Origin of the sequence: Aetokthonos hydrillicola CCALA 1050, from assembly GCF_017591665.1 — a bacterium.
Classification (GTDB): domain Bacteria; phylum Cyanobacteriota; class Cyanobacteriia; order Cyanobacteriales; family Nostocaceae; genus Aetokthonos; species Aetokthonos hydrillicola.
Map to the genome: position 1 here is coordinate 1 of NZ_JAAKGC010000007.1, position 12,532 is coordinate 12,532.

12 protein-coding genes are annotated in these 12,532 nt (G+C 42.0%); 8 read left to right on the forward strand and 4 right to left on the reverse strand.

The window, feature by feature from the left end:
• Both G4P69_RS05105 and prfC read right to left on the reverse strand, forming a co-directional pair.
• The coding region (locus G4P69_RS05105; RefSeq protein WP_208348692.1) for a M48 family metalloprotease at positions 1–1,933 on the reverse strand (1,933 nt) is incomplete at its 3' end.
• 160 nt (positions 1,934–2,093) lie between these two features.
• A complete protein-coding gene (prfC, locus tag G4P69_RS05110; protein WP_208348698.1) occupies positions 2,094–3,716 on the reverse strand; it encodes a peptide chain release factor 3 in 1,623 nt (540 codons plus the stop codon).
• Positions 3,717–3,859: 143 nt separating this feature from the next.
• Here prfC and G4P69_RS05115 point away from each other — a divergent pair, with 143 nt between their 5' ends.
• Positions 3,860–4,201: a DUF4870 domain-containing protein gene (locus G4P69_RS05115; protein ID WP_208348752.1), complete on the forward strand. Its 342-nt coding sequence runs from the start codon at positions 3,860–3,862 to the stop codon at positions 4,199–4,201.
• 113 nt (positions 4,202–4,314) lie between these two features.
• On the opposite strand, the gene G4P69_RS05120 is transcribed toward G4P69_RS05115, so the two are convergent.
• On the reverse strand, positions 4,315–4,473 hold the full coding sequence (locus tag G4P69_RS05120; protein ID WP_208348701.1) for a hypothetical protein: 159 nt from the start codon (positions 4,471–4,473) through the stop codon (positions 4,315–4,317).
• A 450-nt stretch (positions 4,474–4,923) separates the two neighbouring features.
• Here G4P69_RS05120 and hemB point away from each other — a divergent pair, with 450 nt between their 5' ends.
• The 7 genes from hemB (at position 4,924) to G4P69_RS05155 (ending at position 11,510) form a co-directional block, all read left to right on the forward strand.
• Entirely contained in the window at positions 4,924–5,904 is a 981-nt protein-coding gene (gene hemB, locus G4P69_RS05125) for a porphobilinogen synthase (RefSeq protein ID WP_208348703.1), read from the forward strand.
• 311 nt (positions 5,905–6,215) lie between these two features.
• Positions 6,216–6,521 (forward strand): helix-turn-helix domain-containing protein, encoded by a 306-nt coding sequence (locus G4P69_RS05130; RefSeq protein WP_208348706.1) that lies wholly within the window; start codon positions 6,216–6,218, stop codon positions 6,519–6,521.
• A gap of 211 nt (positions 6,522–6,732) precedes the next feature.
• Complete coding sequence (locus G4P69_RS05135) at positions 6,733–7,716, forward strand: alpha-ketoacid dehydrogenase subunit beta (protein ID WP_208348709.1); 984 nt, start codon at positions 6,733–6,735, stop codon at positions 7,714–7,716.
• A gap of 280 nt (positions 7,717–7,996) precedes the next feature.
• Entirely contained in the window at positions 7,997–9,409 is a 1,413-nt protein-coding gene (gene secD / locus G4P69_RS05140) for a protein translocase subunit SecD (protein ID WP_208348711.1), read from the forward strand.
• A gap of 2 nt (positions 9,410–9,411) precedes the next feature.
• Entirely contained in the window at positions 9,412–10,374 is a 963-nt protein-coding gene (secF, locus tag G4P69_RS05145) for a protein translocase subunit SecF (RefSeq protein WP_208348713.1), read from the forward strand.
• Between the two features lie 50 nt (positions 10,375–10,424).
• On the forward strand, positions 10,425–10,808 hold the full coding sequence (locus G4P69_RS05150; protein ID WP_208348715.1) for a hypothetical protein: 384 nt from the start codon (positions 10,425–10,427) through the stop codon (positions 10,806–10,808).
• 243 nt (positions 10,809–11,051) lie between these two features.
• Positions 11,052–11,510, forward strand: a complete 459-nt coding sequence (locus G4P69_RS05155) for a GNAT family N-acetyltransferase (protein WP_208348718.1) — start codon at positions 11,052–11,054, stop codon at positions 11,508–11,510.
• On the opposite strand, the gene G4P69_RS05160 is transcribed toward G4P69_RS05155, so the two are convergent.
• Complete coding sequence (locus tag G4P69_RS05160) at positions 11,470–12,420, reverse strand: sensor histidine kinase (protein WP_208348721.1); 951 nt, start codon at positions 12,418–12,420, stop codon at positions 11,470–11,472. The genes G4P69_RS05155 and G4P69_RS05160 overlap by 41 nt on opposite strands.
• Between the last annotated feature and the right edge of the window lie 112 nt (positions 12,421–12,532).

Consider the following 12,532-nt stretch of genomic DNA (forward strand, 5'->3'; position numbering starts at 1 on the left):
GAGACAACCAGTTGCTGGTACCACAACGACCTAATAATTTACCTACAAGACGGATACCAACACTATCAATGGGAATCGCTGCTGGGTTAGCTAACAGCCTTGGCAAATCTTCATCCGTGTAAATAGTAGGGGTTTTAATTTCTGGAAAAAAATAATTGATCCGAATCATAAGACCAATGCTCCAGCCAATCAATAAGCAACCTGTGACGAAAGACCAATCATCATATATCCACTTTAGATTGAACAACTTGAATGTAAAGCCGATTTGCCACACAAGCCACATCAAACCAGCAAGCACAAAACCGATTAATATTCCCACATAGGGAGCGATTTGACGAAAAAATGATTGGTGCTGAATTTTCAAGGTTTGTTGACTTGCGAAATAGACTTCTTTTTCTAAATGCCAGTATTCGGCTATTGATGAAAGACGTTGCAAGCGATCGCCCATCAACGGATGAGTATTGTTGATTACGAACCACCACCGGTAAGGATTAAGATAATCCCACATTAATAATGATTCAAAGGTATTGTGACCAGCAGCACTACCCAAAAAAAGAGTCTGTTGGTAACTAACGGGTGCTGCGATGTTCAAACTTTCTAACTGCCAAGAAGTATGTTCTTCTTTTTGAACATGATCAGCAAGACCAATACTAATTTTGAGTAAAGCACGAACCAAACCATTAGGATTACCAGTGATTCCGGTTGTCAGGCGATCGCTGTAGTAAAGGCGTAATTGAGAGATAAACAACCCAGCCAATGTTAACAAGCGCCAAAATCCATAGGCGAGACTTGCCATAATCCCCATAACAGAACGCCACACTTGCTGTGATTTTCTATCTCCCCATCGAGAAAATTGCTGGTACAGCATATAGACTGGAATTGTGAAAACCAACAGTAAGGACATCACCACAAAATCCCCATGAGCAATATGTCCTAGCTCTAAAGCATAAATTGTGGCAATTTCATCATCTGCTAGTTGCTCTAATAAACCTTGACTCACCACAATGCGAGCATTGCGAGGTAAATTACCATAAGTCAATGCTACTGGGGCTGATATTGGTAAAACACTTAAGTTTGGTAAACGCCAGTTTTGTTGTTTACAAAAGCGTTGCAGTAACCGTATAGTCTCTCGACTACGCCTATTTAAGGTTTCCTGAGATAGTGGACGCTGATTATAAAACCGTGTTAGTAGCGCATCTAATACCCAAGGAGAGAAACAAATTAAGCCGAGTAGTAAAATAAAAACAAATAAATCAAAATTCAGCTGTATTGGCGGTATATTTGGCAATTTGATTAACACATTGTTGAGCAATGTGATTGCCAGAACTAACAACTGGCGCGTTACCCAAAATAAAGCAAGGAATGTTCCTGCCATTAGCAACCGTAAAGGTATTAAGTTCAGCTTCTGTAAGGGTTGCCATACCTTGGCTCTTTTTGCTTGACGCCAATAAATTGTTTTAGCTTTGGGACGGATTGCTAAAGCCCCTTTCTCAAAAGCAAAAGATTTTTCGTTCTCTTTAATTTCTGGTTGTCTGGGTTGCTCTTGCTGCTTCGATATTACATTATCAGTGGCTACAGAACTTGAGATATGATCGGAGGTTTGTAATGCTTGAGTGTTTTGTATAGTATTATCAGAGGCCTGTGCTGCTTGAGTGTTTAGATGGCTTTTTGTCAACTGCTCTAAAGAGCGTTCTGCCCATTCTTTAACTTGGGAATTATGACTTTGGATAAGAATCTTACATAAAGCGATCGCCTCGTCTAGTTGACTCGTACGCGCATAAGCCACAACTAACCCTATTTCTGCTTGTAGACCAGCTGGATTATTGCCTTCTTTGGTAGCGACGGCTTTAAGTATCACTAATGCTTTTTGATAATCTCCTTGTTTAAGGGCAGCTAAACCAACATCCAAGGATTCTTCAGGTTGTGAAGCCATAGAGATTTTGATGTTCAGAGGTCAATGGGCATAGGGCATCGGGCATAGGGCATAGGGCATCGGACAATAAGTAAGGGGGGGGAACACAAGAGTACCGGAACACAGGAGCAAGACTTCATTGAACCCCAGTGCCCCATCCGCCATGCCCCATGCCCATGCTTTAACTATCGACTGAGTTGTTACCTGAAAACACTGGAGCGATCGCCGTTAATTTCAACTCTGGATGATCTTCTTGCAGTTGTTGGCAATTCCATTCATTGCGAAACAGTAACACTGGGCGTCCCATGCTGTCTTTGACTGTGGTGGTATTAAATAAACGTCCAACCTTATTGACTGCTTCCCAACCACCTTCGACCCAACGAGCAACACTATAAGGTAATAATTCTAAGTGAGTTTCGACACCGTATTCGCTTTGTAAGCGGAACTGTACCACCTCAAATTGTAACTGACCTACCGCCGCCAAAATTGGATCTCGTTTGGCTTCATCAACTGAATACATAATCTGCACTGCACCCTCTTCTCGTAATTCAGAAACGCCCTTTTGGAACTGCTTAAATTTTGAAGGGTTAGGATTTCTCAAGCTTGCGAATAACTCTGGTGAAAAATAGGGAATCCCTTCATACTCTAATTTCTGTCCAGTATAAATTGTATCACCAATAGCAAAAACTCCAGGATTATTTAAACCAATAACATCTCCTGGATAAGCAACGTCGATTGATTCTCGTTCTTGGGCGAATAGTTTCTGCGGGCGGGATAAGCGGACAGTTTTGCCTGTACGGGCATGATTTACTGCCATATCTTTTTCAAACTTACCCGTACACACGCGAACAAAAGCGACGCGATCGCGATGCTTGGGATCCATGTTTGCTTGAAGTTTAAACACAAACCCCGAAAAGTCTGGGTAGGTAGGGGCAACTTCTCCGATAGTACTGTTATGAGGACCAGGTTTAAGGGCGTAATCCAAGAAGTGCTTCAAAAATAGCTCTACCCCAAAGTTAGTCATAGCACTGCCAAAGAAGACAGGCGTCATTTTACCTTGATGTACCAGATCCAAATCTAATTCTGGTCCCACCCCTTCTATGAGTTCTATGTCATTTTTCAGTTGGTAGTATAAATCTTGTTGTTCTTCAATTCTGGGGTCGCCTAAATCAACTACTGTATCTACTGCTTCGCGGCTACCGTGAGCGCTTCTTTCAAACAAGTGAATTTGTTGTTGTTCTCTATCAAAGACACCTTTAAAGCGATCGCCCATCCCAATTGGCCAATTTACCGCGTAGGTTTGTAGACCTAACTCTTGCTCTATTTCATCTAATAATTCTAATGGTTCTCTTCCTGGGCGGTCTAGTTTGTTCACAAATGTGAAAATAGGGATACCCCGCATTTTACACACTTCAAACAACTTTCTTGTTTGGGGCTCCAAACCTTTCGCTACATCTATCAGCATTACCGCATTATCTGCGGCTGCTAGAGTACGATAAGTATCTTCACTAAAATCTTGGTGTCCTGGAGTGTCGAGTAAATTTATTTGACAGGCATCATACTCAAATTGTAGTACTGTGGAGGTAATGGAAATACCCCGTTGTTGTTCCATCGCCATCCAGTCTGAGGTAGCCTTACGCTGTGCGCGTCTTGCTTTAACTGCTCCAGCTTCGTGAATTGCACCTCCGTACAGGAGTAACTTTTCTGTAAGCGTGGTTTTCCCAGCATCAGGGTGAGAAATAATTGCAAAGTTTCGGCGATGTTCAACTGCTCTGCAAACTTCTAACTCAAGTTCAGTAGACATAAATGTATTTATTTGCTATTTGCTTGCGTGTTACTTAACTTAACTTAACTTTTTTCAAAATTAGCGAGTCTTTTAATCTTAAGACAACGAGGCTTGTGATAGGGTCGTAATGTAATTAATCACCTAAATAGATGGAGAAAGAAATGTACGACACGGATAAGCGAAAGCTTTTATCAGCTCTGTGTCACGGAGCCATTTTTTTCAGCACTGCTTTTGTGTCCATAGGTATACCTATTGCTATATTGTTCGTATCTGAAGATCCTGTTGTTAAGGAGAATGCGAAGGAAGCGATCAATTTCCACTTTAATGTATGGTTGTGGGGAATCATTATTGCAGCGTTGCTGTTTATCAGCTTTGGTTTGTTGTTCCCTCTAGCTGGTCTCGGCTATCTGCTGCATTGGGGATTAACAATTTGGGCGCTTTTTAATGTTCTTAGTACCCCAGATAAACCTTTCCGTTATCCCTTCATCTTCAGGCTTATTTAGTCAATTATAGACCGAACCTGTAAAGGGAAAGCGGCTATGGCTACGGTTTCCACGAATACGGTAGCTTACCATCTTTGTAAAGGCTACTCTTATCACTACCGCGTCTCCGTTCCTTAAGGACGGAGACTGTTAGCCTGCTTTCCAAAATTTTCCTGAATTTCAGGTGCTAGTGGTGAGCTTCGTGCTTGAATAATTTTAATAGCTTGAATAGCTCGATAGTTAGGATCAGGGGCTAGAAGCTTTAACTTAAATTCTTGGACATAATTACCCATGGATATTTCTTTTTGGGTATGAAGTCCCTTTATGTAGGTGTTTCTGTACTGGCAATATGGTCTAATAAGACCATAGTGTTCAAAAACAGTTATGCCCAAAACAGATAAATGGTTTAAGGCTTTGCTAACTCAGCAAGAACTAGACAAGCTTCAAGCGAAGGCTGATTATCAAGGCTGAAAGATCTCACAAGCGTTTAAGCTTCAAGACTGAGATAGAACTCAATAACCAGCAACGCATCTGCCTGAAGAAGCAGCGCTGACTTCTCCACGATCAAGCAGGAAGGAAGGAAGTAAGTGCCAAAATTCAGCTAGTTAGGTATGTAATGTCTAGCTAGTAGTAATTTTTAGTAAGCCTTATGTAACGGCGTCGTACTATACTTCTTCAAGGAGTAAGCAAGCACCTTCACTGCTGCATTTCCTCAAAACTTAGTTATTACCTTAAAGAACCTTATGTTTCCAATTCATCGCCCCCGTCGGTTACGTACCCACACACAACTGCGCCGGATGGTACGTGAAACAGTTTTAACCACAAGTGATTTGATTTATCCTCTGTTTGCTGTGCCAGGAGACGGAATTGCCAATGAAGTTAAATCAATGCCAGGAGTATACCAACTTTCAGTAGACAAAATTGTCGAGGAAGCAAAGGAAGTTTATGATTTAGGAATTCCTGCCATTATTTTATTTGGTATTCCCGCCGATAAAGATCTAGATGCTACCGGCGCGTGGCATGACTGTGGAATAGTCCAAAAGGCTGCTACTGCTGTTAAACAAGCTGTACCCGATTTGATTATTATTGCTGACACTTGCTTATGCGAATATACCAGTCACGGTCACTGCGGTTATCTACAAACTGGTGACTTGACTGGACGGGTTTTGAATGACCCCACCCTAGAATTGTTGAAGAAAACAGCCGTTTCCCAAGCAAAAGCCGGTGCCGATATCATCGCGCCTTCAGGGATGATGGATGGATTTGTACAGGCAATTCGCTCTGGTTTGGACGAAGCTGGATTTGAGGATACACCAATTTTGTCGTATGCGGCTAAGTATGCTTCAGCTTACTATGGTCCTTTCCGTGATGCGGCAGATTCAGCACCACAGTTTGGCGATCGCAGAACTTACCAAATGGATCCTGGTAACGCTAGAGAAGCGATTAAAGAAATTGAATTGGATATAGCTGAAGGGGCTGACATGCTTATGGTTAAGCCTGCCTTAGCTTACATGGACATTATTTGGCGCGTCAAGCAAGCTTCTAACTTACCAGTTGCTGCTTACAATGTTTCTGGTGAGTATTCTATGGTCAAAGCTGCGGCTCTCAATGGTTGGGTTGACGAACAGCGCTTGGTTATGGAAACTCTTATTGGTTTCAAGCGTGCTGGTGCTGACTTGATTTTAACCTACCATGCCAAAGATGCTGCACGGTGGCTACATTAAGCTGTCTTCTTTTGATCAACAGCGGCAAAATTTTCTGATAATTAGGGTCCTTTTTGTGTTAATCTCACGCAAAGGTACTAGGTTGGCGACGGATATTGTAGATGCTACTTGATCTGTTGTCTGTCTTAGTGACTTGGCGTGGGATTACTATTAAGAAATGGATTTTTTTTCAAAAAAAGGTAATCACCCATTTGCCAGATAGCGGGTTAATAGCTTATAAATAATATAGTTAACAAAACATCTTCAGTTGACAATTTTACGTCAATTGATTTAGTAATTAGTTAAACTTTTTTTAAGGGGAGCATTTAGATATGGATATGCAAGTCCTGAGAGAGCGTGCGGGGCTTAGCCGTGCAGAGGTTGCCTTCAGGCTTGCTATCAGCGAAACTAGTGTGCGGAACTGGGAAGCAGGTCGTACCGAACCTACAATGACACCTAAAAAATATTTAGAGGCTTTACGGTTGTTTAAATGCACACCAGAAGAATTAGCAGCAGCAAGCGAGAAATCAATCAACCAAAGGCATAAGCGCAAACCAGGAAGACCTAGAAGGTTTCCTGAGAATAATCAAGTGGGCCAAGTCAGTCAGGTAACTCAGGCAATCAGGGAAGGTGCTTGATTTCCCAATTTACTGGTATTTTGAGTTTCGTTCTAAAATTATTACCAAAATAAAGCTTTTGTCAAGTACCGCTTTATCGTCGCTTCGCTCCTGGGTGTGGGGTGTAGGGGAGCCAGTTCAAGAAAGGTACTCGACTTTAGTCCAATCCCTACCATATTTTTGGCACAGGCGCGATAAGATGCAATAACAATAAATCGCATTACAAAGTCTAATGGCAGAAACACTATTCTTCAACGCTTTGCGGGAAGCCATTGAGGAAGAAATGGCAAGGGATTCAACAGTATTTGTTCTTGGGGAAGACGTAGGACACTACGGAGGTTCCTACAAAGTTACTAAAGACTTATACAAAAAATATGGTGAGCTGCGAGTTTTAGACACACCTATTGCCGAAAATAGCTTTACCGGTTTGGCGGTAGGAGCGGCGATGACTGGGTTACGACCAATAATTGAAGGCATGAATATGGGCTTTTTGCTTCTTGCCTTTAACCAGATATCAAATAATGCTGGGATGCTGCGTTATACCTCTGGCGGCAACTTCAAAATTCCAATGGTCATCCGTGGTCCAGGTGGTGTTGGACGACAGCTAGGAGCAGAACATTCTCAGCGACTAGAAGCTTACTTCCAAGCTGTTCCTGGATTAAAGATTGTTGCATGTTCTACACCTTACAATGCCAAAGGTCTCTTAAAATCAGCTATTCGTGATGAAAATCCAGTTTTGTTCTTTGAACACGTTTTGCTTTACAACTTAAAAGAAGAGCTACCTCAAACAGAATATTTACTGCCTTTGGATAAAGCAGAGGTTGTTAGACCAGGTGATGATGTTACAATTTTGACATATTCGCGTATGCGTCATCATGTTCTGCAAGCAGTCAAAACTTTAGAAAAAGAAGGTTTTAATCCAGAAGTTATTGATTTGATATCCCTCAAACCTTTGGATTTTGATACCATCGGTAAATCAGTACGCAAAACTCATAAAGTGATCGTCGTAGAAGAGTGTATGAAAACAGGCGGTATTGGGGCAGAACTTATAGCCTCGATTAATGACCGTTTGTTTGATGAATTGGATGCACCAGTGCTAAGGCTTTCTTCTCAGGATATTCCAACACCGTATAACGGCAGCCTTGAACGATTGACGATTGTCCAACCAGAGCAAATCGTAGAAGCTGTAAAGAAAATGGTCGCTTTGCGAGTCTAGGAGGGAGCAGGGAGCAGGGGAGGCAGGGGAGGCAGGGGGAGCAGGGGGAGCATGAATTAGTCAAACTCCATCGCCCAATGCCCCATGCCCCATGCCCAGTAAAAATCAAAACTCCTCACGCTTAATGGGCTTAAAAAGCGCTACTATAGCATTTGCCGCCATACCCGTTGTAGGTCGCCCACGGAAACGATTGGGTAAAATCGAATGGCAGTTTATATAGGCGAGAATGTCTCGCGAAAAAAAATATAGCAAAAGTTAAAGTTTTGAAGAACTACTTACTATGCAAAGACAGCGATCGCTATTAGCCCTGATTATAGTTTTGGTCATCGCCGCTATTGCTGCGATCGCCACAATCTCGGTACCTTTAGGATTAGACTTACGGGGAGGCTCTCAGCTGACAATTCAGGTAAAAACAACACCAGAAATCAAGCAAATTACAGAACGGGAATTAGAAGCTGTTAAAAGAGTTGTTGAAGGTCGTATTAACGGTCTTGGTGTTTCTGAACCTGTCATCCAAACTGTAGGAACAGACAAAATTCTAGTACAACTGCCAGGTGTAAATGATCCACAGCAAGCAGAACGTGTCCTCGGAGGTACGGCACAATTAGAGTTTCGTCAACAAAAGCCAGGTACAGAAGCCCAATTGTTTGCTTTCCATGCAACTCAGGTTCAACTGAAAGCTAAGCAAGAACAATTGAAGAAAACCAACGATACAGCAGCAATTGCTAAAAATCAAGAAGAAATTAAAAAGAATAATCAAGAGATAGATAAATTATTTGAAAGTACAAATCCACCGTTGACTGGCAAATATCTCAAAGACGCTTATGGTGAACCAACTCAAGGGACTAGCTGGAATGTTGCCATTCAATTTGATAAAACGGGTGGTGATCTGTTTGCCAAAATAACTAAAAACTTAGCCGGAACTGGACGCAGTATCGGGATTTTTCTAGATAAAGAACTCATCAGTTATCCCACTGTTCCGCCAGAATTTGCCACGGCTGGTATTACTGGCGGACAAGCTGTCATTACAGGTCGATTCACTCCTCAAGAAGCTCAAGATTTAGGTGTACAGCTACACGGTGGATCGTTACCGGTACCAGTCGAAATTGGCGAAATCCGTACAGTTGGAGCAACTTTGGGTAAAGATAGTATTCAAAGCAGTATTTATGCTGGGGTAGGCGGGTTGGTTTTAGTATTAATCTTTATGGTGGGCTATTATCGATTACCAGGGGTAGTTGCCGATATTGCCTTAATCATCTATGCTCTGCTAACATATGCTAGCTTTGCATTGCTAGGTGTTACTTTAACACTACCCGGCATAGCAGGGTTTGTTCTCAGTATCGGGATGGCAGTTGATGCTAACGTACTGATTTTCGAGCGCACTCGTGAGGAATTACGAGCTGGTAAAACTTTGTATCGTTCAGTAGAGGCAGGATTTTATCGAGCTTGGTCTAGTATTTTAGATAGTCATGTGACAACATTGATTTCTTGTGCAGCTCTTTTTTGGTTAGGAACAGGTTTAGTCAAAGGCTTTGCTCTTACATTGGCTTTAGGGTTAGGAGTAAATTTGTTTACAGCCATTACTTGTAGTCGCACATTGCTATTGCTGACATTAGGATTTCCTACTTTGCGTAAGCCAGAACTGTTTTGTCCTAATCTGCCCACGTCTATTAATTCTAAGGCGGAGGCATAATTATGAAAATCAGCGTAATCAAATATCGGGGATTGTGGTGGGCGCTTTCTGGCGTCTTAGTTCTCATCGGAATCATTGGGATGATTATTTCTTGGCAAACTTTAGGTGCGCCACTACGTCCAAGTTTGGATTTTGTCGGTGGGACTAGATTGCAGTTAGAACGGGATTGTCAACAGACACAAAACTGCGCTCAACCCATTGAGTTAACAACTGTTCGTGAAGTTGTCGATGCTCAAGGGTTACCTAATAGCAGCATCCAAATTGTGGGTCAAAACCAGCAAGCAGTATCAATTCGCACAAAAGCTTTAAATGGCGACCAACGCACAAAGTTACAAACAGCGTTGAGCGAAAAATTAGGAGCATTTAACCCCAAAAAGACTCAGATTGATACTGTGGGTCCAACATTGGGTCAAGAGTTGTTTTCTAAGGGATTGTGGGCGTTAATTGTCTCGTTTATTGGCATTGTGATCTATTTAAGCGTACGCTTCCAAGCAGACTACGCTGTGATCGCTATTGTTGCTCTATTCCATGATGTTTTAATTACAGCTGGGTTTTTCTCGATTTTGGGATTAGTGGCAGGTGTTGAGGCTGATAGCTTGTTTGTTGTTGCTATTTTGACCATCACTGGTTTTTCAGTTACGGATACCGTAGTGATTTATGACCGCATCCGCGAAATCCTCCACGAACATCCGAATGACCCAATAGATAAAGTTGTGGATGATGCAGTTAACCAAACCCTTACGCGATCGCTCAACACCACATTAACCGTACTGCTTACGTTGTTGTCTCTATTTATATTTGGCGGTGAAACTCTAAAGAACTTCGCCTTGGCTCTGATTATTGGTTTTACAATGGGGGCTTATTCGAGTATTTTTCTCGCCAGTCCCCTACTCGCTTTATGGCGACAGCGCAGCAGTAAATCCAAGCCGGTAGAAAGCGCTGAGTCAAATGTAAGTAGTAGTTAAGAGAACCCCAACAGCCAACCCCTATCATCTCCTTCCACTCTCCATCGTCAATGGAACAAACTGAAACCAACGATCCATCTTTTGCTCAACAAGTACAGAAGTTACACCAGATTCAGGTGTACACTAGGTGGTTGGTTGTTAGCCTTTTATGGCTGACTGTCGGATCTGCTTCCTTATGGAATTTACGTGCTGAGATTGCACTATTGCGCCAATACTTTACATGGGCAGCAGTACGATATGGGCTTTTCTATCATCCAGTTGCAACCCTTGGGTTATCTTTTTGTCTTGGTATGACGACGGCTGTTTTAGTTTGGCAAAGTCGTAATATTCTATTTGGGCTACCACAACAGGAAAAGCGACAGTTAGAAAAACAGCTTTTTCGCATACGTCAGCAAGGACCAAGTCATCCTTTATGGAAGTGGATTTGTCATTAAATCTTGAATTATGAGGGTTTTCAGTAGTTAGTACATATACAACGACAGGTAGTATCTTGCAAAATATAAGTTATTAAAAAGTAGTCAGAAGTCAGAAGTCAGGAGTCATACGTTCGCTTCTGAATTCTGTAGCACTAGGAGTCTATAATCAATGATGGGTTGAATCCCTACAAACTATTCTGACTCCTGAATCCTGGCTCCTAAATTCTTATTCAAAGAGACTGCCCTCGATAGGAAATGTTCATGAATCATTCTCAGATTCAATTTAGCGATCGCAAGTCTAAAATCGATATTCACCAACTCCAACACCTATTAAACCTTTCTGCTTTCTGGGCAGAAGGTCGTAATATAGATGATCTGAGCTTAGCCATTACTAACAGTGAGCCAGTGATTACTGTATGGGATGGAGAGCAACTGATTGGCTTTGCTAGAGCGACTTCAGATGGTGTATACCGCGCCACTATATGGGATGTTGTCATTCACCCAGATTATCGTGGCGCTGGGTTGGGGAGCAAGTTAGTGGAAACTGTTTTAAGTCATCCACGTATGAACCGGGTTGAGCGCGTTTACCTGACGACGACTCACCAGCAAACCTTTTACGAAAGAATCGGTTTCCAGTCCAACTCCTCAACAACGATGGTTCTATACAACCAACCTCTTCTCACTCCTGAAGTTCGTCTTCAGGAATCACTAGGGGGATAGAAACTTGTAGTCTAGAAACCTGTTTTGCTGCTCCCTCCCCGAACAGAAGTTCCGTTTGTGGTTTCTGCTGTTCGGGATGTTGAGTGTAAGGGACGATTTCCAGTTTTCCTCCCATCGCTTCCAGTACAGTTTGATTTAATAATAGCTTCATCCCTGAAGCAAGAATTTCATCGTTTTTGTCAGTGTCATTAGGCTCTTGCTTTGAAGAAAGTAAGTCTATTGGCTCACTCCAAGAAATAGCATCAGTTGGGATATCCAGCCAAATGTAAGCAAATTTATTTTTGGGTATTACACCAGCAGTAATGTAGATACTGCCTTCATCCATCTTAGAAATTGTAGTGTCTATTAGCTTCACTAATACTTGTCTGAGCCAGGAAAAGTCCCCTAAAACATAGATTTCCGGATCTGGTAGTAACACGTTAAAAGGAAAATTCCGGTTTTCAGCTAGCATGTAAGTGAGGTTATGAACCTCCTGTATAATTTCAGCTAGCTGTAGAGGTTGAAGATTTAATTTATTGGTACCATGTTGTGTTCTAGCAACGCTCAGAATTTCATCAATCAGCTTTAGTAGCTTCAAAGCTCGTTCGTGCGCTTGTGCGATAAATTCTCTCTCTTCTTCAGGATTTTCACACAAATCTGACAAAATTAACTGATGCAGCCCAATCAAACCATTGAGGGGCGATCGCAATACATGGGTAGTCCGAGCCAAAAAACCCGCCTTAAACTGACCTATTTCTTTAGCCATTTGGTAAGCCAGATGTGTTTGCTTCATCTGCTCCATAAGCATGGACACATCCTTTGGCTTTACATCTGATGAATTAGGAGATCTCTTTAACCCCACCAATAATTGTCGAAAACCTATCCCCAGTGCTATTCCTACTACTAGATAAACCCAGTTGCTCCAATTCATAATCTTTATTTTGCAACTTAAACTTGCTCAGTTAACTAAAAAAACGCAAAAAAAGGTTTTGGAGTTCCTCCATTACCAATCTCTTAGGACTTACGCAAATGCCAACCGAATT